Origin of the sequence: Desulfofundulus thermocisternus DSM 10259, assembly GCF_000686645.1 — a bacterium.
In the GTDB taxonomy this organism is placed as follows: Bacteria; Bacillota; Desulfotomaculia; order Desulfotomaculales; family Desulfovirgulaceae; genus Desulfofundulus; species Desulfofundulus australicus.
In genome coordinates this window covers 37,550-62,742 of the sequence record NZ_JMLG01000005.1, presented here as the reverse complement: position 1 = coordinate 62,742, position 25,193 = coordinate 37,550, and the positions used below count along the sequence as shown (strand labels likewise).

Below are 25,193 nucleotides of genomic sequence, written 5' to 3'. Positions count from 1 at the left end.
ATTTGCTGGAGAAAGCTGCTGCAGGAGAAAGGCTTTCCCTGGAAGAGGGGGTAGAAATTCTTAAAAAGGCCGACCTTCTGGCTCTGGCCAGGGCAGCAGATCAGGTACGCCGCAGGTTGCACCCGGATAACCGGGTGACTTTCATTATTGACCGGAACATTAATTATACCAATATATGCCAGTGCCGGTGCCGGTTTTGTGCATTCTACCGCCGGCCACAGGACCCCGATGCTTACGTTATTACTCAGGAGGAACTTTTTCAAAAGATTGAAGAAACCATCCAGGTGGGAGGTACGGAGCTGCTCATCCAGGGAGGTCTGCATCCCGATTTGGATCTGGAATACTACCTGGACATGCTGCATTCAATTAAAGAACGCTTCGACATCCATATTCACTCTTTTTCACCGCCAGAAGTAGTGCACATGGCCAGGAAGTCCGGTCTGCCGGTGAAAGAAGTGCTGGTTAGATTAAGGGATTCAGGCCTGGACTCCCTGCCTGGTGGGGGGGCAGAAATACTGGTGGACCGTGTTCGCCAGATTATAAGCCCAAATAAAATTTCCTGGGCCGAATGGATGGAAGTGATGCGCTGCGCTCATAATCTGGGCATGAAAAGCACCGCCACCATGATGTTTGGCCATGTGGAAACCCTTGAGGAGCGGGTACTCCATATGGTACGAATTCGCGAGCTTCAGGATGAAACTCACGGGTTCACTGCCTTTATCCCCTGGAGTTTTCAGCCCCTGAATACAGAACTGGGAGGGGAAACGGTAACAGGGGTTGAATACCTGCGTACCCTGGCTGCAGCCAGATTAATGCTGGATAATATACCCAGTATACAGACATCCTGGGTCACACAGGGGGCTAAAATAGCTCAGATATCGCTTTTCTTTGGGGCCAATGATTTCGGGAGCACCATGCTGGAAGAAAATGTTGTCCGGGCAGCGGGAGCAAATTACCGCGTGCCGCTGCACGAAATAATCAGGTGTATCAAAGAAGCTGGTTTTATCCCGGCCCAGCGGACTACTTTATACGAGGTTATACGGGAATACTGAGTTATAACTCCCGGCTTGCCTTAAAGGAACCGTTTACCCTATAATTTTAGGGATAACATGAGCGGAGGAAAACAGGCCCATGGAAAATAAAGAAGTTTTGCGCAAATTGCCGGCCGTAGACGAAATATTGCGCCGGCAGGAAATTGCAGACCTGCTGGTTGAGAACCCGCGCAACCTGGTGGTGGAAATAATCAGGGATGTTTTGGATCGCTGGCGCCAGGTTCTCCTGACAGGTGAAGTAAAAGAGGAGATTGGGCGTGCAGAAATTACCTCGCTTGTAGCAAAAGAAGTAATCCGGGAAACCGCTCGCCGCTCCCGGCCAAGTCTACGCCGGGTGATCAATGCTACCGGAGTGGTATTACACACCAACCTGGGCCGGGCTGTACTGGCCCAAGCTGCCCGGGCTGCAGTGGAAATGGTCGCTTCCGGTTATTGTAACCTTGAACTGGATCTCCAGAGCGGTCGCCGGGGCTCCCGTTATGCTCACCTGGAAACGCTGCTTACCAATCTGACCGGTGCAGAAGCGGCGATGGTGGTGAACAATAATGCTGCAGCCGTTTTGCTGGCTTTGAGCACGCTGGCCAGGGGCCGGGAGGTTATTGTCTCCCGCGGTCAATTAGTGGAAATCGGTGGCTCCTTCCGTATCCCTGAGGTAATGGCTCAAAGCGGGGCCAGTTTAGTAGAAGTTGGAGCAACCAATAAGACTTATCCCGATGATTATCGCCGGGCTATTACTGAACGGACTGCTCTTCTCCTGCATGTTCACACCAGCAATTATCGTCTGGTGGGATTTGTCCGGGAAATTACCGTTAAAGAACTGGTTGCGCTGGGTAAGGAATATGGGCTGCCGGTGATGAGCGACCTGGGCAGCGGCTTTTTGGTAGACCTTGGTCAGCTGGGGCTCCCCGCAGAACCAACGGTACAGGAAATTGTGAGCTCGGGTGTGGACGTAGTTACCTTTTCCGGTGATAAACTTTTAGGAGGTCCCCAGGCAGGTATTATTGTTGGCCGGCGCCAGTATATCGAAAAAATGAAGAAAAATCCTTTAACCAGGGCCATACGTATCGATAAATTTACTGCTGCGAGCCTTGAGGCTACCCTTCGCCTGTACCTCGAACCGGCAAAAGCCCTGGAACAAATACCCACCCTGCGGATGCTCACCGCAGGGGTGGCCGAACTGGAGGATCGGGCAAGAAAACTGGCAGAACAGATGCGCCAGAAGGTGGGGGATAAAGCTTCTATCGAGTTATTACCTGTAATATCCCGGGTGGGAGGAGGAGCCATGCCCACGGCTGAGTTACCCTCCATGGCTGTGAGTATACGGCCGGGGCAAATTGATAGCGAAAATCTGGCCAGTATCTTGCGGAACGGTGAACCAGCAGTTATGGGGCGTGTGCAGGATGAACGGTTACTCCTGGATATCCGGACCATTTTACCCGGGGAAGAGGAAATCTTGATTCAAGCTATTACGGCAGCACTTCAAGCCGTAGAGGAGGTCGAAAAGTGACCCATTTAATTATTGGAACCGCCGGTCATGTGGATCACGGCAAAACAATGCTGGTCAAGGCTCTTACCGGGGTGGATACGGATCGCTTGAAGGAGGAAAAGGAACGGGGAATTTCTATTGAATTGGGTTTTGCTTCCCTAACCCTGCCCAGTGGCCTGCAAGCAGGTATTGTGGATGTTCCGGGTCATGAGCGGTTTATCAAGAATATGCTGGCCGGTGTAGGCGGAATTGACCTGGTGCTTTTGATAATCGCTGCCGATGAAGGGATTATGCCTCAGACGAAAGAACATATGGATATAATTCAGCTTCTGCAAATACCACGAGGGGTAGTGGTAATAACTAAGGTGGATCTGGTGGATCGGGAATGGCTGGATCTGGTACGGGAAGAAATTAAGGATTTTCTCAAGGGTACCACTCTGGAAGATGCGCCTATGGTAGAGGTTTCCAGCATCACCGGCCGGGGGTTGGATGAACTTCTACGCGCCATTGATCTGGTTGCACAAAAAGTTAAAGAAAAACCGGCTACCGGACACGTACGCCTGCCCGTTGACCGGGTTTTTTCGGTAACTGGCTTTGGTACCGTTGTCACCGGTACTTTATGGAGCGGCGTTCTGCATACCGGCGATGCCCTGGAAATCATGCCCCGCAGAATTGCTTCCCGGGCGCGCATGCTCCAGGTGCATGGGCGAAAGGTGGAAAAAGCCCGTGCCGGGCAACGGGTAGCAATAAACCTGACCGGTGTGGAAGTGGAAGCAGTACCCCGCGGTAGCGTTGTAGCCACTCCCGGCATCCTGACCCCATCCTACCGCATGGATGTTCGTCTGATCCTGCTGGAATCAGCCAGGCCATTGAAGAACCGGGCACGGGTACGCTTGCATCTGGGTACAGCAGAGATTATGTGCCGGGTAATTCTTCTGGATCGGGAGGAACTGGTTCCCGGGGATACGGCTCCAGCTCAGCTGGAACTGGAGGAACCTGCGGTGGCCTTACAGGGAGACCGGTTTGTAATCCGTTCCTACTCGCCGGTACGCACCATTGGTGGCGGTAAAATTATTGACCCGGTAGCACCTAAACACCGGCGGATGCGCACGGAAGTAATAGAAAAACTTTTAACCAGGGAAAAGGGTACACCGGAAGAAATCTTACTTCAGCAGCTTAACAGCCAGCAGAATATTTTAACGGCTGAAGAGCTGGCCAGGGCGAGCGGGTTTGATGAGCAAGTCGTAACGGAGACCATGCAAAATCTGGTAAAGCAAAACCGGATTCGTACCATACCATTGGAGAACCAGGTATCCTATCTTCCTGAGGAAGTTTACCGGCAGTGGGCGGAAAAAATTCGCTCCGTAGTCCAGGAATACCACCGGGAATTTCCATTACGGGAGGGCTTCCCCAGGGAAGAGATGCGCTCCCGGTTCTTTACCCGCATGAATAATAAGCATTTCCAAGCCCTTCTTCAGGTCATGGAAGAAGATAACCTGGTGAAGCTACATGCCCAGGAGATAGCCCTTCCTGAATTTACCCCTCAACCAGAACGTAAACTGGAACAAAAGATAAGGCATTTACTTGAGATATACAAAGAGGCGAATTACCAGCCGCCTGCGTGGATTGAAGCAACCCGCCAGGCCGGGTTAGATGGCCCGATGGCTCAAGAAATTCTACAGTACCTGCTCAAGAAAGGCCTGCTGGTACGGGTAGCCGATGATCTTTATTTTCATGCAGAGTGTTTGGATAAAGCCCGGCAAGAGCTGATTAATTACTTGCGGGAAAAAGGGGAAATAACGGTGGGGGAAACCCGGGACTTGCTGCAAACGTCGAGAAAATATGCCTTACCCCTTCTAGAGTATTTCGACCGTGAAAAAACCACCAAACGGGTAGGTGATAAGAGGGTTCTTACCAAAGTGGAAAAACAAAAAATCCGGTTATAACCACATGGTTACAACCGGCCATTCCCCCTGGCCTCCAGAAAAAAATATTTTACTGGTTGTCCATAGGCCACAGGTACAGCCCCGTTGCTTCATCAAAGACCCGTTCAAAATCCCGTTCCTGTTCATGAAGGAGTTCGGTAATCACATATTCACAGGCGAAGACCTCCGTACCTTCTGCCAGATGGCCCCCAATCATACTCCCATCCGCGGACATCAGCGCGATGTGAGCATGAACGAAAGGCTGCCCATCTTTTAGGGAAATATTACCTTCCAGGCTGATTATTTCATGTGGGTTGTTGAACTCCAGATATTTATAAGTTCTTTGTTCTTGATTGTAAAATCCCAGCCGGGCACGGGTAACTGCCCCGATGGCCCGTATCACCCCCAGCCGGATATTTTCATGTACACAAAGCTCGGTTAGAGATAACAGCAAATCTGTTCCTTTACTCAGTCTTCCCATTAGCATGCGTCCACGGCCCACCGGTTGTATAAGCACAGGTACTTATCCTCCCACCTTGAATTAATTTAACTTAAAGAACATGGAGGACCCGGAAAAACCCGTGTCCTCCACCCAGTTTACTTGCTGTACGGCTATTGCTGGTTTTGTTGCTGCTGTTGTTGCAATACTTTATACTGTGGCTCCTGCTGTTCAATGTAATTAACCCTTCCGCGCAGGCCTTTACAAATGTCCTCCAGCTGCTGGGAATAACTGGCAAACATTTGTTTGGCCGTCTGATCCTGGGTGTCCAGGGAGAAGGACTTTAAGTTAGCAGCTGCACTTTCCAAAGAGGCCAGGGTTTGATGCATCTTTTCGCCAATAGTCATAATTTTACCTCCTTGTTTTAAGAAATTTTCATTACAGCTCTAGTTTGAACACACTTCTAATAAGATATCACCAATTTTTTATGGGTAAATAAACACAATATAGGACATTTGATAAAAAAAGGTGGTTAATTTGAATCCTCTGCTGGAAAAGTTAAATGAAATAATTAAAATAAAAGGACCCATTACATTTAAAGATTTCATGCAAATGGCCCTTTACTACCCGGGTTTGGGGTATTATACCAGTCCGGGAGAGAAAATTGGCCCCCGGGGAGATTTTTACACCAGTTCAGATGTGCATCCTCTTTTTGGAACCATGCTGGCCAGGCAGTTCTACCAGATGTGGGAATACCTCGGGAAACCACAAAGCTGGGCACTCGTTGAATGGGGAGCGGGTAAAGGCCTTCTTGCCCGCCATATCCTGGAAGCCCTGGGCACATCCTTTCCCCTGGCCTGGAAAGGTTTACATTACTACATCATTGAAGCTAGCCCGGAAATGATTAAAAAACAAAAGGAATTATTGACCTGTTTCCCGCAAGAAAAATTATCCTGGGTAAACAATCTATCTGAGGCAGGAGATAACGGCCATATAAAAGGAATCATTTTCGGCAATGAGCTTGTGGATGCTTTCCCTGTCCACAGGGTGCGCCAAACTAATTCGGGGTTAAAGGAAATTTATGTTAACTGGGATGAGGGAAGGCTTGTAGAAGTGGAGGGAGAACTTTCCACCCCTCTTTTAGAAGAGTACTTTCAGACTTTCGGTATAAAACTTGTGCCTGGCCAGACGGTTGAAGTTAATCTTGCTGCCAGGGAATGGTTAAGGGAAGTAGCGACTAAGCTGGAGCAGGGTTTTGTCCTCCTGATTGACTACGGTATGGAATCCCCGGAGCTGTACCACCCTTCCCGCATGGAAGGCACCCTGCGCTGTTACCGGCAGCACCGCTTAAATAATAATCCTTTGAATAATGTGGGACAACAAGACATAACCGCCCATGTTGATTTTTCCGCTTTGACGCATTGGGGCCGGGAAGCCGGCCTGCAACCAGTTGGTTATACCACGCAAATGGACTTTTTGTTGAACCTGGGCATTCTGGAAGCCATTCCCCGTTCAAAGCCCGAATACGTTTTTGACGAAAAAACTACGCGTACCGTCATGGCTGTAAAAAAATTACTTTTACCCGAAGGAATGGGACGAGTATTTAAGGTTCTGGCATTTGCCAAGGGAGTTGGGAAGCCTGACTTACTAGGTTTTGTTAAGAGAAAAAATTGATTAAGGGGTTTAATATGACTGGAGTTAAAAATCTTTTTTTTATTGCCGGAGAGGGAAAACACAGGGTGCAGCTCCAGGCAACCCTTACTGGCGACGGCATCATACTTACTCTCCTGGGCGGAGAAAAGCCTCATATTGGTGCAATGGTCATGAGTATTCCCCGCCCCAGCATGGCTGACCCTCGAAAATTAAGTTGTAATTCCACATTAGTACCCAGGCTGGGACATAAAGAGGACGAAATAGTAAAACCCCTGGCCGAAAAACTGGCCAAAGCCAGCGGCCAGGTGGTGGTTGCAATTGCTGGACTTCATGTAGAAAATGCGCAAAAAGAAGATATAAATCTCCTAATAGATAATTCCTGGCAGGTTATGCAACAGTTACTAAACGCATTAAACTTTGAAAAAAATAATGCCAACTTTCGTTAGCTTTTTTTTGTACTCCCGGGGACAAAATATTTACCGGGAGGTGAAAAATAATGCTCCGTGATGATAAAACCAGTCGCACTAAAGAGCGTGAAAACGATAATACTATCTGCCCGGCTTTGGAAGGCTCGGCAGGCTGCCCGGCAGATAACACGATTACTTCTGGCTCCTGTACCGAATGTGTTGAAGCAGATGACGACCTTTAAAAATCAGTAGAACGGGGTTAAACCCCGTTTCTTTTTTTAGTATACCGTCACCAATAACTTTATAGGCCTGTGGATTAATAAATATCTTGACATGGTTAGTCAGTAAGATTAAACTGTATTTAGATTGAAATTCATTCTCAATAATTACGATCCCAATTTTTTATAACCATCCCAGGAGGGAACTCTTTTATGACACTTGACCGCATAAAAAGAGGCCAGCGTTGCCGTATTTTATCCTTACCCTCGGAGTCAATCCGGGCACAGGCACTGCGTTTCGGCATTGCTGAGGGGGAAATTGTGACCTGCAGTGAAGTTATACCCGGAGGACCGGTAATTATTAGCAAAAACCATCAGGAAATCGCCATCGGACGCGGGTTAGCCCGGCAGATAGAAGTGGAAGGGAGTATTTAATCGTGACTCATGGTTGCTGCACTGGAGTGAAAATTGATATACCTGAAGGAGGAAAGCGCATAGTCCTGGCCGGTAATCCTAATACAGGAAAGTCAGTATTCTTTAATCATTTTACCGGTATTTATGTAGACGTTTCCAATTACCCGGGTACGACCCTGGATATTTCCTGGGGGCGCTATGGCTCTGACGTAATAATTGATACACCGGGAGTTTATGGTATATCCTCTTTTAACGATGAGGAACGCATTGCGCGGGATATTATCCTTTCAGCCGATCTGGTACTTAACGTGGTTTCAGCCGTTCATCTGGAGCGGGATCTTTTTCTTACCCAGCAGATCATTGACACCGGGGTGCCGGTGATTGTTGCCCTGAACATGATAGACGATGCCAGAAGAATGGGTATTGAAGTGGATGTGGAACGCCTGAGTCAGTTGCTGGGGGTTCCTGTAATCCCTACGGTGGCTGTAAAGAGAGAAGGATTTGAACGTCTGAAAGCGGAACTTTATACCGCCCGCCCGGGCTATGTCACACCGGGAGTGGAAAAGGAACTTAACCCGCTAATTAACCGGGTAGGTAACCGGGGAGAAGCATTATTGATCCTTGAGGGAGACCCGGTAATTGCTGCCCGCTACAACCTGGAACCGGGCACCAGGCAAGAAGAAATTTACCGCCGCCGGAGAGAAAGGGTTAATGCAATATATCAGCAGGTGGTTAGGGAAACCTCCCGGGGTGCAAGTATGGCTGTTACCCTGGGGAGGCTGATGATTAAACCGCTTACGGGAATCCCCATACTGTTGCTAACGCTATGGGCAATGTATAAAGCCATTGGTATTTTTATTGCAGGCACCGTTGTGGGCTTTACAGAGGAAACCATTATGCAGGGTATGTACGAGCCTGCCGTGCGCCATTTTGTCGAGCAATTTATACCCCAGTCATCCATCCCGGGTACTATTTTAATTGGCGAATTTGGTTTGCTCACCATGACAGTTACCTATCTTTTGGGACTATTAATGCCCCTGGTGGTAGGATTCTATTTCTTCCTTTCTTTATTCGAAGACTCCGGATATTTACCCCGTATTGCCACCCTGGTAGACCGTCTGTTAAATTCCATTGGTCTTAATGGCCGGGGAGTAATTCCCATTATCCTGGGTTTCGGTTGCGTAACCATGGCCACCATAACTACCCGGCTTCTATCCTCCGAACGGGAAAGGAAAATAGCCATTTTTCTTTTGGGGCTGACCATACCGTGTTCCGCCCAACTGGGGGTCATTGCCGGTATGCTGGCCACTCTGGGACCGCATTACCTGGCCCTGTACGCCCTGGTCATCTTCAGCGTGCTGGTAATGGCGGGTACGTTGCTGGCTACCCTGCTACCCGGTAAATCGGCAGACCTGTTTATCGATTTACCTCCTCTGAGGTTACCCCGCATTGATAATGTATTGAAAAAAACATTTACCAAATCTTTTCACTTTCTCAGGGAAGCTGCGCCACTCTTTGCCCTGGGAGCACTGCTTATCAGTACCTTTCAGGTAACAGGTATCCTGGAATTCTTGCAGAATTTGCTGGCACCTCTCACTGTAGGATGGCTAAACCTGCCCCGCGAGGCAGCCACGGCTTTTATTATGGGAATTGTACGCCGTGATTTTGGAGCTGCCGGTTTAACAGAGCTGGCTTTATCTCCGCTTCAAACTATAGTAGCCCTGGTCACCATTACCCTGTTCGTGCCCTGCATTGCTTCCGTGCTGGTAATTTTTAAGGAGCGGACAAAAAAAGAAGCTCTGCTAATCTGGGGGAGCAGCTGGATAGCAGCATTTCTCGTAGGTGGCCTGGTGGCCCAGCTGGCCCGACTCTTTAGCCCTGGCAGTGGGAAAACACACGTTTTACCGGTAATTCTTTTCTTTATAGCATTTACTCTTATAGTAGTAGTCACCTGTAATTTGCTCCGCCGGACAAGAACAACCAGCAGCATTATGGAGCAGGGCTATAAAAGCCGCTGAACTGACGATAGGTGAGGTAGGCAAGGGAGGTCAGGGAATTGCTGGTTAAAAGAGAATATTGTCCCTGCTGTGGCTATAAAACAGCTGATATAAATGCTACCCGTTGCCCCCGGTGCAATCATTACTTATGGACCTGGGCGCATTGCCAGGGCATTTGCAAAATGTGTACCCGGGAATGCCTAATACCCGTAGAAAAAAGAAAGACGCAGGAAACAGTTTGAAACGCATCCGGAGCCGGTTTTGAAACGGCTCCAATTTTTTAACAGGGAAGTATTCCTGGTTACCGAAACATACGTTATAAACAATTACCATAAGACTAAATTAAAGACCAGATATAGAAAGGCAGGCGATTAAAATGTCTCTTCTGGGCTTGATTCTGGCGTGTCTTTTCTTTGCTGCCGGCCTGGCAGGAACGCTTGTACCGGCTCTACCAGGCGCGCCGCTCATCTGGCTGGGAATGCTTGTTTACGGTATAATCACCGGCTTTTCTACCCTGAAATGGGGTTTTTACCTGGGCCAGACACTGGCAATGATCCTGGTACTGGTTCTGGATTACCTGGCTGGAGTGTGGGCAGTACGCCGTTATGGTGGTTCTGGTTATGCCATATGGGGAAGCATGGTGGGGTTGATTCTGGGATTAATCATTTTGGGTCCAGCCGGCATGGTTTTTGGCCCCCTGGCGGGAGCGGTAATTGGTGAACTGTTTGCTCGCAAGTCTTTAAATCAAGCTTTTCTGGCAGGATGGGGCTCCCTGGTTGGTTTTGCCGGGGGGACAGTAGCCAAGCTGGTCCTGGAAATAGGTATGATTATTTGGTTTTTCTCTGCCATCCGGTAAGGAGAAAACGATTAATCCCGCCGGAAATTTTCCTTAAACCCTTTATCCAGGGGGCCACCGAGAGAATTAAATTGAAAATTTCCAGTTTCCTGGCCTGTAACGGGTTGATTAATCCCCATCTCCTCTTCTCCGGGGTTTTCCCCTTTAAGCTGCAAATGCACCCGGCTTATCTGCCCTTTGCGTCTAACACGATGCACTGCCAAAAGCACCTCTCATGAATATATTCTTAAATATATTCTTACGTTTGAAAACCGGGATCCACGGGTAGGGAAGGCTGCCGGCTGGCCTCCACTGCCAGCTGATCACAGCGATTATTAAAAGCATTATCGGCATGGCCTTTCACCCAAACCCAGTTCACTCGATGCCTGTCGGCCAGAAGAAGTATTTGTTCCCAGAGGTCAGCATTTTTAGCCGGTTCTCCATTCTCCCGCCGCCAGCTGTTAGCCTGCCAGCGCCTGACCCATCCCCGGGTCATGGCATCTACTATATATCTGCTGTCCGTGTAGATGGTTACCCGGCAGGGGCGTTTTAACGCTTTCAACCCGGCTATTACGGCCATTAACTCCATGCGGTTGTTGGTGGTTAGAGCATAACCTCCGGATAGTTCCTTAATATGGCTACCGTAACGTAATATCACCCCGTAACCACCGGGGCCGGGATTGCCGCTACAGGCACCATCAGTATATATCTCCACTTCCGGCCAATCGGACATTAATATTTTCCCCCGTTTATACTGAATTACTCTTACAATTGTAGCACTTTTGGGGTTGCAGTGTCAGCCAGAATTTATTTTGCCGCCGTTCGCCCCGTCACGCTCTTCACAGGAGCATAATAAACCTGCCTGGCCGGTACCTGTACGATCTCCCGTTCCGGATAACGAAGGGCGGTTAATTTTCCACCCATTACGCAGCCCTGGTCGATATCAATAGTATTATTGCGAAAAACAGGTTGAGGTACAGGAGTGTGCCCGTAAACCACCAGTGCCTGTCCCCGGTATTCCCGCGCCCAATCCCGTCGCACGGGCAGACCATCCGGAGTTATTTCGCCGGTAGAGTCGCCATATAAACAAAAATCCGCAATCCGGGGTGAAAGGCGGCCAATCATTTTTTCTTTAATTCCCCCGTGTACTGCAACAAGCCGGCCTTCATCTAAAACGAGATATGGAACAGCCCGGTGATAAAATCTTAAAAACCGCTGGATAAAGGCATTCCGGTCGACCGGATTTAATTGTTCCAGTTCCCGGGCGGTTTTTTCGAGACCGTGACGAACCTGCACCCGGCGACCGGATAGATAGCCAGCTAATTTTTTGCAGTGGTTTCCCGGTACATACAGGGCATCTCCCGACTCCACCATATTCATGACCAGGTTAATGGTAGCCAGGTTAAAGGGCCCCCGGTCACCGATATCACCAAGAAATACCACCTTCCGTTTCCGGGGATGGGTCCAGCTTTTGCCCCGATACCGGTAACCCAACCGGGTGAGAAGTTCTTCCAGCTCCAATAAGCAGCCATGGACATCGCCGACGAGATCGAAGGGACCCCTGGCTGGTGATTCTACAGGCAATGGGATGATCTCCACCCGGACCCGGTTTGCCTCCTCTGGACCGAGGATATATACCCGGTCAAAACCTTCCCGGTGTACGGTAGCCAGGCTCTTCCTAAGCAGGCGCTGATGCTCGCTGATTACCCGGGATTCCACTACCCGCTCCCGCCTGGTATTAAGCTCCTGACATAGCTTTTCCGGAAAATTAAATACGATCAGTATCGCTTGAAAATCATGCCGGCGAGCCTGTTTTAACAAGTCTTTTCGGGCACGTGAGGTTAAAGCAGTGGAATCAGCTACCGTCAGTTGTCCCAGTTCCAGGCGTTGCTCGATGAGACAATGAAATAATTTGAAAGCCTGCGGTGAAGCAGCCATGTTCTCTTCTTCATCGCTCACCAGCGCCCGGCAACGATCGGATGAAACAATCTGGGTATCCTTAAACCAGCGAGCGGCAAAAGTGGATTTCCCGCACCCGGCAGAACCACATAAAACCACCAGGGAGGTCCTGGGTATGGACAGCGTGGCGAACATACTTTTCCCCCTTTAATTGAAAAGCGGTTAACACTTCTATCTTTTCACCAAGGCCGCTACGATATAATTATCATGGGTAGCCGTGGTCTGGGGGAAATCCGGGGTTACTTAATGGGCAGCGTGAGCAACCGGGTGGTTCGTCATGCTCCCTGTCCGGTGCTTATCGTACGTTAAGAAGACTCTTGTTTTTCAAGCACAAGTATACTAAAATTTCTTTGGGAGTTATTCTCCCGGCGGCAAGCCGCCGGGAAATTTCTTTTTCCTGAACTCTCACCCAGGAGGTGGCAATAAAGGTGGCTGTTGTGGAAATTCGGGTCGCAAACCACCCCTACCTGACCGATCCGGCTGGTGAGGAGGTTTTATATGAAATAAAGCACGCCCTGGGCATTAGTGCGGTTCAAAAGGTACGTACAGCCAAGGTATATCGTTTTGAAGGCATTGATGAGTCAGCGGCTCGACTGCTGGCTGAAAAGCTGCTGGCGGAAGCAGTTTTTCAAGACTATACCATCAATGCTCCCATCATCAAAGACGCTCCTGTAGTAGTGGAAGTGGCCTATAAACCGGGGGTTATGAATCCTGAGGCCGCATCATTGATGAAAGCTGTCCGGGACCTGGGAATTGAGGGGTTGGTGGCCGCCGATTCCAGCCGTGAATATGGCTTTTACGGTCAGGACATTAACTCGCAGCACATTGATATCATCCTTGAACGATTGCTGGTCAATGCCACCGTAGAACGGGTGGTTACTGAAAAACCTGCCACTCTTCTCATTTCGGGCCGCCCGGGACAAACCGAAATCATCCCCCTGCGCGGGATGAGCGATGCCGAACTAATGGAGCTGAGTCGCGACAGGCTTTTCCTTAACCTGGAAGAAATGCAAACGATTCAACAGTACTTTAGAAATATTGGCAGGGATCCTACGGACTGTGAAATAGAAACTCTGGCCCAAACATGGTCCGAACATTGCGGCCATAAGACCTTTAAAGCACGTCTCCTGGTAGAAGGCAGGATTAAAGAGCCCCTTTTGAAACGCCTGCAAGAGGCAACTTTAGCAGCCAATCATCCTCTGGTACTTTCTGCTTTTGTGGATAATTCCGGAGTGATGGAATTCTATGACGGCTGGGCCATCTGCGGTAAAGTGGAAACCCACAATTCTCCGTCCGCCATCGAACCTTACGGCGGTGCCATGACAGGAAGTGGGGGAGTATTCAGGGACGTCATGGGAACCGGCCAGGGAGCCCGGGTTATAGCTTCCACAGATATGTTCTGTTTTGCACCACCCGATACTCCCCGGGAAGAAATTCCCCCGGGTTGTCTCTCACCCCATTACCTGCTGCGCCGGGTGGTGGCCGGAGTGCGGGACTATGGTAACCGTATGGGCATTCCAACCAATAACGGTTCTGTACATTTTCATCGCGATTTTCGGGCCAAGCCATCGGTAATAGTTGGTGCCTACGGAATGCTGCCTGTTGAGCGCTGTCGAAAAGGCCAGCCCCGGCCCGGCGATCTGGCCGTAGCTATCGGTGGGAGAACAGGCCGGGATGGTATTCACGGAGCAACCTTTTCCAGCGGTGAAATGACCCACCGAACTACCGAAGTAAATGCCAGTGCCGTCCAGATCGGCCACCCCATTGAAGAAAAGCGTGTAGCCGACGCCATACTGGCAGCCAGCGAAGCCGGTCTCGTCAGGGCCATTACCGACTGCGGTGCAGGAGGGTTTTCCTCTGCCCTGGGTGAGATGGGCGAAAAAACAGGGGTCAGGGTCTGGCTGGAAAGAGCGCCTCTAAAATACCAGGGTTTGAAACCCTGGGAAATCTGGCTTTCTGAAAGCCAGGAACGCATGATTATCGCCGTATCTCCGGAAAATCTGGAGCGCTTGCTGGAGATTTGCCGGGGATTGAATGTGGAAGCTACTGTGCTGGCGGAATTCACCTCCGATCGCAGGCTGGTGGTAACATATGAAAACGAAATCGTTTGTGATCTAGACATGGAATTCCTCCATCACGGCCTGCCCAAAAGGGTTCTCCCGGCCCGCTGGCAGCAGCCGGCGTTAACAGAACCACAGTTGCCGATTCCAGATGCTTTGGAAGATATATACTGCAGGGTAATGAGCCATTTGAATGTATGTTCCAAGGAACCAATTGTCCGTATGTACGACCACGGTGTTCAAGGTTCCTGCAGCCTTGCTCCCTACGGTGGGGTAGAACAGGACGGTCCCAATGATGCAGTGGTCCTTACTCCCCTGCTCGGCTCCCCGGCAGCGGTAATAATCAGTCATGGTTTGAACCCGGTATTAAACCAGATAGATCCTTACTATGGAAGCCTCTGGGCGGCAACAGAAGCGGTTTCCAATGCTGTAGCCGTGGGGGCTAACCCCGGGGAACTGGTTTTAATTGATAACTTTATCTGGCCTTTTCCCGATGAAGAGTCACTGGGAGCCCTTGACAGGGCGGTAGATGCGTGTGTTGATTTTGTTCGTGCCACCGGAATACCTTTTATTTCTGGAAAGGACAGCCTTTCCAGCACTTACCGCGGCAAAGATGGAGAGGTAATTAAAATTCCGCCCGTGCTCTGTGTTTCTGTTTTTGGCCGCCTCCCAGATGTAAAACGTACCATTTCATCAGATTTTAAAGGGACTGGTAATTTGATAGTCCTGGTAGGTCAGCGTAATCTATCCGAAATGGCAGGATCGGTTTATTATGATCTATATGGTTACCTTGGCAAAAACCTTCCCCGGATAGATCTGAAAACGGTAACCCGGGTATGGAAAAGCATATTCAGGGCCATACAGGAAGGAAAAATTCTGGCCTGTCATGACATTAGTGAAGGGGGGCTGGCTGCTGCCCTGGCCGAGATGTGCTTTGGGGGCGGGGTGGGAGCAGAATTGAATGTTCCCGCCGGCGAAAGACCTGATTATTTCCTGTTCAATGAAACAAGCGGGTGTTTTTTGCTCGAGATGTCCCCCCGGGAAAATCCCGGCAAAGTCCTGGCCGGCCTTCCCCACGTGGTTCTGGGACAGACACGGGACAATCCGGTAATTGAGATCAAACAGGAAGGGCACCATCTTTGCAGGATAGCTTTGTCCACTCTGAAAAGGTCCTGGAAGGAACCCATGGAACGAATCTTCGGTACCCCTGGCGAAGCCCGGGAGGTGGGATAATGAAAAAACCGCGAGTGTGTATTTTACGTACCGATGGTACCAATTGCGATCGTGAAACTGCATATGCTTTCGAGCGGGCTGGTGGGGAACCTCACCTGGTGCATGTCAATCAACTCAGGGCAGGGGAGAAAAAGCTCACCGAGTATCAAATTCTGGTTATCCCCGGTGGTTTTTCATACGGGGATGACGTGCATTCAGGTAAAATACTGGCCGTGGAACTGACTTCCTTCCTGAAGGAACAATTACAGGAATTTGTTGACAGGGGCAAGCCGGTGCTGGGAATTTGTAATGGATTTCAGGTTCTCGTCCGCACCGGTCTCCTGCCTGCAGCCAGGATAGGAGACATCAAAACCACCCTTATGCACAATAATAGCGGGCGCTTTGAATGCCGCTGGGTTTATCTCCGGGTGGAAAATACGTCCTGTATTTTTACCCGGGGGCTGGCCGGCAGGTTACTTCATTTTCAGGCCGCCCATGGTGAAGGCAAATTTTATACCGATAGCCAGAACCTAAGTAAAATTGAAGAGGGCAGGCAGGTGGTTTTTCGTTACGCCACCAGTAACGGCGAGCCTGCCACTGTTTACCCGGACAATCCCAACGGCTCTTTGAACGCTATAGCCGGCATTTGCGATCCCAGCGGGCGGGTACTGGGATTAATGCCTCACCCGGAACGCTTCGTGGACCTTGTCCAGCACCCCAACTGGCGCCGGCAACAATTCCGTGAACCTCACGGCCTGCCCATCTTTCGCAACGCTGTGACCTTTGCTCAGGAAATGTAAGATAGAGGAGAAACACAGGATGAACATACGCAAGGCAAGAATTGCGGATATGGAATCGGTACACAGCTTAATTACCTACTACGCTGACCGGGGGCTTATGCTGGCACGCTCTCGCTCTGCCCTGTATGAAGCTGTAAGAGAGTTTACCGTAGCCGAGGAAAATGGGCAGGTTATAGGTGCCGGGTCTCTCCATATTATCTGGGAAGACCTGGCGGAAATACGAGCTCTGGCGGTAGATCCCCGTTATACGCGCCGGGGTATTGGTCGCCGCCTGGTTCAATCCTTTCTTGAAGAAGCCCGTGAACTGGGGCTTCCCCGGGTTTTTGCCCTTACCTATCAAGCAGGATTTTTTATCAAATGTGGGTTTCAACCCATAGCCAAAGAGAAGTTACCGCAAAAGGTCTGGAAAGAATGTATAAACTGCCCCAAATTCCCCAGTTGTGAAGAAGAAGCAGTGATCTTTGAATTGTAAGATCTGGACCTTGCACCTGTTCCATATATTATGGCCAGGCCGGGCGCTGAGGTTGGTAAAAAACAGGAGGTGGAAAAGTTTTGTCAGGGAAAGGCCTGCCAAATGATGCAGGAGAATCAAGTAAAATGAAGGTACTTTTTCATATTAACGAGGCGGAACGCTGGCCCCGGGTTATCACCAACATTATTAATTTTTTACGTGATGTTGGAGCAGAAAGGGCCAGCATCGTGGTTCTGGCTAATGGTTCCGGTGTACTCGGTTATAACCCGGGTGAGCAGGATTTAATAAGCCAAATGGAGAACTTGCATAAAGTGGGAGTTGCATTTATTGCTTGCCGGAACGCTTTGATTGCGCATGAAATAAATGAAGAGGGATTACCTGATTTTGTAGTTGTTGTTCCCGCAGGCATTACCGAGATAGTACGCAGGCAAGTTCAAGGATATGCTTACATTAAGCCCTGATTTTCTCAGCCAGCAGGGTTCAAAAATAGACAGGTAACAAGGAGATTAATATAAAATGAACGACCTGCGCATTGCCCTGGTTCAAATGCAAGTAAGCATAGGAGAGGTAAGGAAAAATCGGGAGAAGATGGCTGCTTTTGTGGAAGAAGCGGCCGGCAAAAAGGTGGAAATGATCCTTTTCCCCGAGCTATGCATTCAGGGTTATCACCGGGAAAAAATACAGGAATTTGCCGAGCCTATCCCGGGAGAAAGCACAAATTATTTAAGCAGGCTGGCCAGTTCCTATAATATGGTCATACTGGCTGGACTGGCAGAGATGTCCGGCTGCGAGAAACCCTATATCACCCAGGTTATCGCTTACCCTGACGGCCGGCTGGATAAATACCGCAAGACCCACCTGGGCAAGAGCGAAAAACCCTATTTTACCCCTGGCAACCAGCTCCCGGTTTTTGAAACGGATAAAGCCCGGTTTGCTGTGGAGATTTGCTGGGATCTGCATTTTCCTGAGGTTACTACTGTACTTTCCTTGCAGGGGGCGGAGGTTATTTTTGCTCCCCATGCCTCGCCTACCATGGTAGGAGACCGGCGGGATATCTGGCTTAAATACCTCTCCGCCCGGGCATATGATAACAGTGTATTTATAGCTGCCTGTAACCTGGTGGGACCATCAGGGAAAAATCAGGAATTTTGTGGCGGCGCACTGGTTATTGATCCCAAGGGCAATGTAGTGGCCGAGGATTTTGAGGGAAAAGAAGGATTACTGGTCGTTGATCTTGACTCAAAGCTCATCAATACCATCCGTTACAACAATACCACCAGCATGCGCCATAGTTTTTTCCTGGAATCCAGAAGACCTGAATTGTACGGGTTGCTGGTTAAACCCGGTTTGACAAATTAACCCCGGAAAATTTCCGGGGTTAATTTACTTTCCCTCAGCTTCCCTGGGCGGCCTGTTTTCTTCTGGCTTCCTGAAGAACCTCTTCCTTAATTTTTAAAGCATCGCCCATGACCATACCGAATTGCAACCATTTAAAACCAAACTGTAACAATTCCAGGTCATCATCCTTTATTCGTTCAATAACCTCCGGTTCCACCTCAAAAATATCAAGGAACCTGCTTTCAAAAATAAACTTTCTGAACCTGTCCAGATCATAGCAGGCCATATAGTACATCTGTACAATACGTGGATTGACAACCTTTTCGCTTAAAACCCGGGGGCTGTTGGAAACCAGTTTGAAAATAGCCTCTACCTCTTCATAAACCAGCAACCCCTGCTCCTTAAGATAATCTTCAACATAAAGTTCTTGAGGCTCGTCCAGACCACGGCAACGGGAGGGGTCGGTTAAAATGGTAAACTGATCATACTCAGCACACTTGTCCAGGGGAAACATACGGCAGGCCCAGGGGCGGTCTTCATAAATACTGCATCCCTGAGGAGTGACAAAGGGACACTTTTTATCCTGCTTTTCGTCCATTTTCAGGAGAACCACAGGTAATCCAGTTCCCTCACCAATAAGGGAAACAGTATAACGGTCCAAAAACTCCCCGGAGGAAAGTCCCAATCTTTTCCGCATGCGCAGTACATCAAAAGGTGAAAGGTAAATATTCACATCTCGGCAACAATGGGTAAAGCAGGAAAGTCCCGGGTGACAGGAGAAATGAAATTTACTGTCACTGCTCAGTACTTTTTCCTTGGACATGTTATTAATCCCCTCTTCCCTAAATAAAAATTACTTGCCTGTATTACCATTAAACAGTTTCCCTTATCCCAGGTTTTTTTTATGACTAACTCATTATAACCCCTGTTCACCCACCTTAGCAAGCCAATCTTTCCTGCCAAAATAACAAAAGAAAGGCACATTGAATGTACCTGCTCCTTGCTCAAGCAGTATAAATAGCACCTTTGGGACAACGGGCCAGACAGGCTCCGCATTTCAAACACTTCTGCCGGTCAATAAAATATGGCTGCCCCTTTTTCTCTCCGATAATCGCTTCAGCAACACATTCACGGGCACATAAACCGCAGGCAATGCATTTTTCTTCATCTATCACGTAGTCTACCAGCGCCCGGCAGACTCCGGCGGGGCACCGCTTTTCTATGATATGGGCTTCATATTCTTGACGAAAATATTTTAAAGTGGAAAGGACTGGATTGGGTGCGGTCTGGCCCAGACCACAAAGGGAGGCGTCCATTACCTCTCTGGAAAGCTCCTCTAATTCATCAAGATCTTCTAATGTTCCTTTACCCTGGGTGATTCTTTCCAAAATTTCCAGCATACGCTTTGTGCCTACCCTGCAGGGAGTACACTGGCCACATGACTCATCCTGGCTGAATTGTAGATAGAACTTGGCAATATCCACAACGCAATCGGTCTCGTCCAGAACAATCATACCCCCGGAGCCCATCATAGAACCCAGCTGTTTTAGAGATTCATAATCAATGGGTGTATCCAGGTAACGCTCTGGTATACAACCTCCCGAAGGACCACCGGTTTGTACTGCTTTAAAACGCCGTCCTTCAGGAATCCCTCCTCCAATATCAAAAATCACCGTACGCAGAGTAATACCCATGGGTACTTCAATTAAACCGGTATTTAGAACCTTGCCGGCCAGGGAAAAAACCTTTGTTCCCCGGCTGTTCTCCGTACCTACTGAAGCAAACCAGTCCGGGCCTTCACGGATAATCACAGGAATATTGGCGTAGGTTTCCACGTTGTTTAACAGGGTGGGCTTCCCCCACAGGCCGCACTGGGCGGGGTAGGGGGGACGGGGACGCGGTTCCCCACGTTCCCCTGTTGCCGAACGCAGAAGAGCCGTTTCCTCGCCGCAGACAAAGGCACCGGCTCCCAGACGTATATCAATATCAAAACTGAAATCAGTGTTGAATATGCGCCGCCCCAGAAGTCCATACTGCCGGGACTGGGCAATTGCTCGTTCCAGCCGGTCTACGGCGATGGGATATTCTGCCCGGACATAAATATAACCTTCCCGGGCTCCAATAGCGTAGCCGGCTATGGTCATGGCTTCCAGTACACTATGGGGGTCCCCTTCGAGAATACTCCGGTCCATAAATGCGCCTGGATCTCCTTCATCCGCATTACAAACCACGTATTTCACCGGTCCCGGTGCGGCAGCGGCCAGCTCCCACTTGCGGCCAGTGGGAAAACCTGCTCCGCCACGCCCCCGCAAGCCCGATTTTTTAATTGTGTCTATCACCTGAGCCGGTGTCCAGTGCAATAAAACATTGGCCAGGGCAAAGTAACCATCACATGCTATGTACTCTGTAATATCTTCAGGGTTAATCAAGCCGCAATTACGCAATGCTATCCGGTATTGGGCGCGGAAAAAGCGGATATCCGAAAGCCGGGACTTTTTCTCCCCGGAAACAGGCTCCGTATACAGGAGGCGTTCCACTACCTGGCCTCCCAGTAAATGCTTTTCTACAATTTCGGCAACATCTTCTTTCTTAACCCTGCAATAAAGCGTCTGTCCGGGGTAAATGACCACCAGTGGTCCCATTTTACAAAAACCGAAACAACCTGTTTTAACAATCCGGGCCGGGGCTTTTTTTAGCTGGACCTGCCTGAGCAGTTCTTCCTTTACCTGGTGGCTGGCTGAAGAGGTACAACCTGTTCCGGTACAAACCAGTACCTGCCACTCCGGGCTGGCATCAGGTTTTTCCCTGCGGGCGTTAATGTCCGGGAGCCGTTTCTCCTTGATAGCGAGCAGGTCGTTCAATCCATTGATCACCAGCAGTCACCTCCCTGCGCCGGTACTTCTGTAGTAGCCTGGCTACATCCTGGCGCCGGAATTTCCCGTACACTTTATCATCAACAGTCAAAACCGGTGCCAGTCCGCAAGCCCCCACACAACGGGTACTTTTCACTGTAAATAAACCATCTGCGGACGTGTTGCCCTCGCGCAGGTCTAGCTGTCGCCTGAATTCATCGAAAATTCCCTGTGCGCCTTGAACATAACAGGCAGTTCCCAGGCAAATATTAATGCTATATTTCCCCTGTGGTTCTGTGTGAAAGAGGGCATAGAAGGTAACAACACCGTTAACCTCACTAACCGGCAGGTTCAGTTTACCTGCAATATAGGTTTGCACTTCCTCCGGCAGGTAACCAAATATATCTTGAGCCTCTTTTAATATGCGGATCAGCTGTCCTTCCTGCTGGCCGTAACGTTCAATAACCTCATCCAGCTCTCGGTATTTTTCCTCCCAATCTTTTTCCTCTCCCGTCAAGGCTATCACCTCCTTCGAAAATCTACTCCTAAAAGGATAGTTTACCGTGGGAAGAATAATAAATTCACCTCTTTCAGGAATTAAAATTTTAAAATATGGAAATTATATTGTAATAAATAACCAATCACCGAGGGGGATTGTCCATGAAAATTAAATTTCCCCGTCAGGTTCTGTACCTGGCCTACCGGACGTGGCAAAAACGCCGCCAGCAGGGAGAATTCCTGCGCTATTACTTGAAACCAAAAGAAGACAGCCGCAATAAAATTGCCCGCTGGCTTGATTTTTACATAACCATAATTACCCTGGGGTTATTAAGTTTTGCCTTTTTTACTGTCCTCTGGCCTGCCCAAACAGCTTTTTTTATCTCCCTGTTTTTTATGATTGCTGCTATTCCCGGGGCAGCAAAAATACATAAAAAAAGACTTCAAAAGGAAAATCTTCACCGGAAGCTTCGCTCCATAGTCGAAGGGTATCGGAAGAAGTTGAAACAGCTTGAGGATGCTGAAGAGCTGGCTTCTTTTATATGGCCATTTTTAAATAAACTACCTCAATTTGAACAGGCACAGCCACCAAAAGGAAGAAAAAAGGAAAAGTTTAAATTGCCGGGGGGAGTTATCCGGGCAATCTACCGGAACATACCTGTACTCATCAATTTCATACCGTCCGCTGATAAACCGGTAGATGTTTCTGCCGTACACGAGTTGCTGGGGATTATGAAAAAGCAGGGATACCGGTACGCCCTCCTGGTCACCCCGGGTGAATTTGCTCCGGATACCATGCGGCTGGTTGCTTCCCTGCGCAACCAGTATCGCATTGCCCTGGTGCCGGAAAAGGAACTGCTGTACCTGCTAGCCCAGGCAGAAAAACTAACCCAACCTGCTGACCGGACTGAGACGACAGAGGTTACTCCTTTTGTGTTGTCCCTTAAAGCCCTTATAAAAGCGGTCATTGATTATAAAAAGGGGCGTTTATATCTGGTAACCGGAGCATTGTTAACAATCTTTTATTTCATCCTGGGTCCCGGTAATTCCGTAAGTAAGGTTTACCTTTTCCTGGCGGCAGCCAACCTTTTTCTCGCCCTGCTCTGCCTGGTTTTCGGTCAAAGGGAAACAGTACCTCCGGATATCCATGATCTCCTGCAGGAAACTTAATAAAAACTCCGGATAAGCTGAAAGGGCCACGTTTGATGGCCCTTTTTCATTACTGCACCGGCAGATTAAAAACTTACATAGATTTAGTGCAAGTTACTAAAAATATCTATATGTAACCTGCCGAGGTGTTACGATGCACGATCCCGGGAAGATTTCTGGGTTGCAAATGATATACCTGCTTATCAACGTGGTTGGTGCCACGGCCCTGGTCTTTTTACCCGGGTTTACCGCCTTTATAGCGGGGAGGGATGCCTGGGTGGCCCCTCTTTTAGCTACCCTGCCCGGCTTATATGTAATTCTGGTGATTACTTCTCTGGGCCAGCGCCTCCCCGGCCAGACCATTGTGCAGTACACCGAAACGCTGCTGGGCCCGTGGTTGGGGAAAATTATCGCCCTATCCTATATAATCTTCTTCTTGCATGTCAATGGAATAGCCGTAAGGGAATTTGGTGAACTGATTGCAGCTGCCCTTATGCCCCGGACGCCGCAGGTGGTATATGCCACTCTGATGGTTACTGTCTGCAGTTACGGGGTTTACCATGGCCTGGAAGTGCTGGCCCGGGTTATGGAATTAACCTACCCGTGGCTCCTCATCCTCTTTGGCCTGATACTCATTCTGGTCGCCGGGCATATGGAACCGTCCAATTTACTTCCCGTACTCCAGAGCGATGTTAAAACCATTATTCACTCCTGTCTTAATCCTATTGCCTGGCGTGGGGAAGTATTTATCCTGGGTATGTTTTTTACTTCCCTGGCCCGTCCTGACCTGGCCAGGCGTAACGGGTTCATCGCCGTCCTGGCCGTCGGATTGATCCTTACCATAAACGCCCTGGCCTGTACCGCCGTTTTCGGCGTTACAACCGGAAGGCTTAACTTTGCCACCTTCGAACTGGTAAGGCTGGCCGGTTTCGGACCTTTTTTAACCAGGCTGGACGCCCTCTGGATGATCATCTGGATCGTAGGCATTTTCGGAAAGGTGGCCCTCTTTCATTATGCTACCGTAACGGGTACCGCCCAGCTGTTCCGGCTTAAAAACCACCGCTGCATAATCACGCCCCTGAGTATCCTTCTTATCGCCCTCTCGCTGAGTCAATTTAATTCATTAACGTCTATGCTGTCCTGGATTAACGGCCCCTGGATTCCCTATGCCTTTCTTTATGAAATGGGCATTCCCACCGTTCTGCTCATCCTGGCCCTTTTAAGGGAAAAAAATCGCCTCCCGAAATGGAGTTTCAAAATTAAACGGAATTTCCGGTAAAAAATAAACCGGCGGAGTATTTTTCCGCCGATTTTCTCCCGGGAATTATGGCGGGAGTGTGTGAGAATCGAACTCACCCGGGACGGGATTGCCGCCCCACAGCTGGTTTTGAAGACCAGTACAGTATTCCCGTTCCCGCAAACCCGCGTCATTACTGGATTTTCCCCTTCGCAGGGTTGTCCAGCTTAACTGGTCTGACATTTTTCAGAAAACTTCAGACCAGCAAAGCTGGTTTTCACTATGTCTTTTTCTACATAAGTGTTGTTTTTCCTGCTTTATTGATGTTTGACCAAAGATAAAAATTTATTATGGCGTTACAAAACATGCTAATACACATCAAACAATTGTTTGCGCAAGGTGATTTCAACCTCACCAGTCACCAGTTAGACGAAGTAACGGGTAACGTCAAAATGACGGTAACCATTACAGGCAAAGGCGGAGTAACCCAGCAGCAGGGAATGTTCAGTCTTTACGCATACCCAACGGTTAGACAGCATACACCTAACACCCAGGCCAGGGGGGGGAATACCCTGGCAGTAGGCGAAGAGATGCCGAGAGTAAGAATTTGGTACAGAAAAATGGCAGGCATGTTTTAATCAGAAGGCTTAGAAATTTGTCGGATTATGTTGAAATAAATTTAAAGGAATCATTTTATGCCCGTGGTAATGTGAACAATTAGAAGTGAAATGAGGGGGTATGGTCTATTGAGTGAGGAAAAAAGATGTTCCTTTTGTAACATGGAAATATTAGATGGCGATCTTATTCAATTAGATAACGGACAATTCTGGCATAGGGAATGTATTGAAGAGCAAGGGGTAAAGCAAGATACAGTTATTGCCACAAAGCAATATCCTGCCAATATATCAGTCCCTACAATAGCCAATTTACCTATTAATCTTAAATTTCTTTCGTTTCTATCTTATGGTTTGGCAGCATTATTCATCATAACAGGTTTTGTTGTAATGTATCATTATAGCGAAGATAGTTTTGGTGCTGGTCATATCGTTGGTGGAGATGCTTATAACCTTATCATTATTGCTTTAAGGGGATTGGGTTATATTATAACCGGACTGGCTTTTACTGTAGTTGGAAGCATACTATTAATTTATGATTTATTACACAAAAAATTTTCTAAGCAGCTAGGATGA

Annotated in this window: 24 protein-coding genes, 1 tRNA gene and 1 pseudogene; 18 read left to right on the top strand and 8 right to left on the bottom strand. The window is 48.9% G+C overall.

Going from position 1 to position 25,193, the window contains the following annotated elements; translation table 11 throughout:
* Nucleotides 1–2 precede the first annotated feature (2 nt).
* The 3 genes from mqnC to selB all read left to right on the top strand — a co-directional run bounded on the left by mqnC (nt 3) and on the right by selB (nt 4,484).
* Nucleotides 3–1,052, top strand: coding sequence for a cyclic dehypoxanthinyl futalosine synthase (gene mqnC, locus BR83_RS0106205; protein WP_407637322.1), 1,050 nt, complete (start codon nt 3–5; stop codon nt 1,050–1,052).
* A gap of 79 nt (nt 1,053–1,131) precedes the next feature.
* Nucleotides 1,132–2,559, top strand: coding sequence for an L-seryl-tRNA(Sec) selenium transferase (selA, locus tag BR83_RS0106200; RefSeq protein ID WP_027356348.1), 1,428 nt, complete (start codon nt 1,132–1,134; stop codon nt 2,557–2,559).
* Entirely contained in the window at nt 2,556–4,484 is a 1,929-nt protein-coding gene (gene selB / locus BR83_RS0106195) for a selenocysteine-specific translation elongation factor (protein ID WP_027356347.1), read from the top strand. The genes selA and selB overlap by 4 nt, the downstream gene beginning before the upstream one ends.
* Nucleotides 4,485–4,533: 49 nt before the next feature.
* Here selB and BR83_RS0106190 read toward each other — a convergent pair whose 3' ends face one another.
* Both BR83_RS0106190 and BR83_RS0106185 read right to left on the bottom strand, forming a co-directional pair.
* Nucleotides 4,534–4,980: a PPC domain-containing DNA-binding protein gene (locus BR83_RS0106190; RefSeq protein ID WP_027356346.1), complete on the bottom strand. Its 447-nt coding sequence runs from the start codon at nt 4,978–4,980 to the stop codon at nt 4,534–4,536.
* 95 nt (nt 4,981–5,075) lie between these two features.
* Nucleotides 5,076–5,309: a DUF1657 domain-containing protein gene (locus BR83_RS0106185; protein ID WP_027356345.1), complete on the bottom strand. Its 234-nt coding sequence runs from the start codon at nt 5,307–5,309 to the stop codon at nt 5,076–5,078.
* Nucleotides 5,310–5,439: 130 nt separating this feature from the next.
* Between BR83_RS0106185 and BR83_RS0106180 the strand changes: the two genes are divergently transcribed.
* From BR83_RS0106180 to BR83_RS0106155, 6 genes are all read left to right on the top strand, one after another.
* Nucleotides 5,440–6,576: a class I SAM-dependent methyltransferase gene (locus BR83_RS0106180; protein ID WP_027356344.1), complete on the top strand. Its 1,137-nt coding sequence runs from the start codon at nt 5,440–5,442 to the stop codon at nt 6,574–6,576.
* Between the two features lie 14 nt (nt 6,577–6,590).
* Nucleotides 6,591–7,001 (top strand): prenylated flavin chaperone LpdD, encoded by a 411-nt coding sequence (gene lpdD, locus BR83_RS0106175; RefSeq protein WP_027356343.1) that lies wholly within the window; start codon nt 6,591–6,593, stop codon nt 6,999–7,001.
* 50 nt (nt 7,002–7,051) lie between these two features.
* Complete coding sequence (locus BR83_RS17155) at nt 7,052–7,204, top strand: hypothetical protein (protein WP_157832971.1); 153 nt, start codon at nt 7,052–7,054, stop codon at nt 7,202–7,204.
* Nucleotides 7,205–7,393: 189 nt separating this feature from the next.
* Complete coding sequence (locus BR83_RS0106165) at nt 7,394–7,615, top strand: FeoA family protein (RefSeq protein ID WP_027356342.1); 222 nt, start codon at nt 7,394–7,396, stop codon at nt 7,613–7,615.
* 2 nt (nt 7,616–7,617) lie between these two features.
* Nucleotides 7,618–9,612 carry a ferrous iron transport protein B gene (gene feoB / locus BR83_RS0106160; RefSeq protein ID WP_027356341.1) on the top strand — a complete coding sequence of 665 codons (1,995 nt, stop codon included), beginning with the start codon at nt 7,618–7,620 and terminating at the stop codon, nt 9,610–9,612.
* Nucleotides 9,613–9,967: 355 nt separating this feature from the next.
* Nucleotides 9,968–10,447 (top strand): DUF456 domain-containing protein, encoded by a 480-nt coding sequence (locus BR83_RS0106155; RefSeq protein WP_027356340.1) that lies wholly within the window; start codon nt 9,968–9,970, stop codon nt 10,445–10,447.
* Between the two features lie 238 nt (nt 10,448–10,685).
* Here BR83_RS0106155 and rnhA read toward each other — a convergent pair whose 3' ends face one another.
* Both rnhA and BR83_RS15205 read right to left on the bottom strand, forming a co-directional pair.
* Nucleotides 10,686–11,159 carry a ribonuclease HI gene (rnhA, locus tag BR83_RS0106145; protein WP_027356339.1) on the bottom strand — a complete coding sequence of 158 codons (474 nt, stop codon included), beginning with the start codon at nt 11,157–11,159 and terminating at the stop codon, nt 10,686–10,688.
* Between the two features lie 74 nt (nt 11,160–11,233).
* Nucleotides 11,234–12,520 (bottom strand): AAA family ATPase, encoded by a 1,287-nt coding sequence (locus tag BR83_RS15205; RefSeq protein ID WP_051617965.1) that lies wholly within the window; start codon nt 12,518–12,520, stop codon nt 11,234–11,236.
* Between the two features lie 57 nt (nt 12,521–12,577).
* On the opposite strand from BR83_RS15205, the pseudogene BR83_RS16660 reads away from it, so the two are divergent.
* The 6 genes and pseudogenes from BR83_RS16660 to BR83_RS0106115 form a co-directional block, all read left to right on the top strand.
* Nucleotides 12,578–12,694: pseudogene (locus BR83_RS16660) on the top strand (universal stress protein); the annotation flags it as partial.
* Nucleotides 12,695–12,813: 119 nt separating this feature from the next.
* The gene (gene purL, locus BR83_RS0106135; RefSeq protein ID WP_027356338.1) at nt 12,814–15,678 is read left to right on the top strand and encodes a phosphoribosylformylglycinamidine synthase subunit PurL; all 2,865 of its coding nucleotides are present in this window, start codon (nt 12,814–12,816) and stop codon (nt 15,676–15,678) included.
* Nucleotides 15,678–16,457, top strand: coding sequence for a phosphoribosylformylglycinamidine synthase I (purQ, locus tag BR83_RS0106130; RefSeq protein WP_034634630.1), 780 nt, complete (start codon nt 15,678–15,680; stop codon nt 16,455–16,457). Before purL ends, purQ begins: the two co-directional genes overlap by 1 nt.
* 19 nt (nt 16,458–16,476) lie before the next feature.
* A complete protein-coding gene (locus BR83_RS0106125) occupies nt 16,477–16,929 on the top strand; it encodes an N-acetyltransferase (RefSeq protein WP_027356336.1) in 453 nt (150 codons plus the stop codon).
* A gap of 80 nt (nt 16,930–17,009) precedes the next feature.
* Nucleotides 17,010–17,390 (top strand): DsrE family protein, encoded by a 381-nt coding sequence (locus BR83_RS0106120; protein ID WP_242655953.1) that lies wholly within the window; start codon nt 17,010–17,012, stop codon nt 17,388–17,390.
* Nucleotides 17,391–17,445: 55 nt separating this feature from the next.
* A complete protein-coding gene (locus BR83_RS0106115) occupies nt 17,446–18,288 on the top strand; it encodes a nitrilase family protein (RefSeq protein WP_027356334.1) in 843 nt (280 codons plus the stop codon).
* A 34-nt stretch (nt 18,289–18,322) separates the two neighbouring features.
* Here BR83_RS0106115 and BR83_RS15200 read toward each other — a convergent pair whose 3' ends face one another.
* The 3 genes from BR83_RS15200 to BR83_RS0106095 form a co-directional block, all read right to left on the bottom strand.
* The gene (locus BR83_RS15200) at nt 18,323–19,090 is read right to left on the bottom strand and encodes a YkgJ family cysteine cluster protein (RefSeq protein ID WP_034634629.1); all 768 of its coding nucleotides are present in this window, start codon (nt 19,088–19,090) and stop codon (nt 18,323–18,325) included.
* Between the two features lie 181 nt (nt 19,091–19,271).
* Nucleotides 19,272–21,143, bottom strand: coding sequence for an NADH-ubiquinone oxidoreductase-F iron-sulfur binding region domain-containing protein (locus tag BR83_RS0106100; RefSeq protein ID WP_407637323.1), 1,872 nt, complete (start codon nt 21,141–21,143; stop codon nt 19,272–19,274).
* Nucleotides 21,082–21,636 (bottom strand): NADH-quinone oxidoreductase subunit NuoE family protein, encoded by a 555-nt coding sequence (locus BR83_RS0106095; protein ID WP_034634628.1) that lies wholly within the window; start codon nt 21,634–21,636, stop codon nt 21,082–21,084. The genes BR83_RS0106100 and BR83_RS0106095 overlap by 62 nt, the downstream gene beginning before the upstream one ends.
* Before the next feature lie 143 nt (nt 21,637–21,779).
* On the opposite strand from BR83_RS0106095, the gene BR83_RS0106090 reads away from it, so the two are divergent.
* Nucleotides 21,780–22,787, top strand: a complete 1,008-nt coding sequence (locus BR83_RS0106090) for a restriction endonuclease (protein WP_027356330.1) — start codon at nt 21,780–21,782, stop codon at nt 22,785–22,787.
* Between the two features lie 160 nt (nt 22,788–22,947).
* Nucleotides 22,948–24,045, top strand: coding sequence for a GerAB/ArcD/ProY family transporter (locus BR83_RS0106085; protein ID WP_027356329.1), 1,098 nt, complete (start codon nt 22,948–22,950; stop codon nt 24,043–24,045).
* Between the two features lie 48 nt (nt 24,046–24,093).
* Here the strand turns inward: BR83_RS0106085 and BR83_RS17150 are convergent.
* Nucleotides 24,094–24,182 (bottom strand) — tRNA-Sec (locus BR83_RS17150).
* 567 nt (nt 24,183–24,749) lie between these two features.
* On the opposite strand from BR83_RS17150, the gene BR83_RS16360 reads away from it, so the two are divergent.
* The gene (locus BR83_RS16360; protein WP_051617963.1) at nt 24,750–25,193 is read left to right on the top strand and encodes a hypothetical protein; all 444 of its coding nucleotides are present in this window, start codon (nt 24,750–24,752) and stop codon (nt 25,191–25,193) included.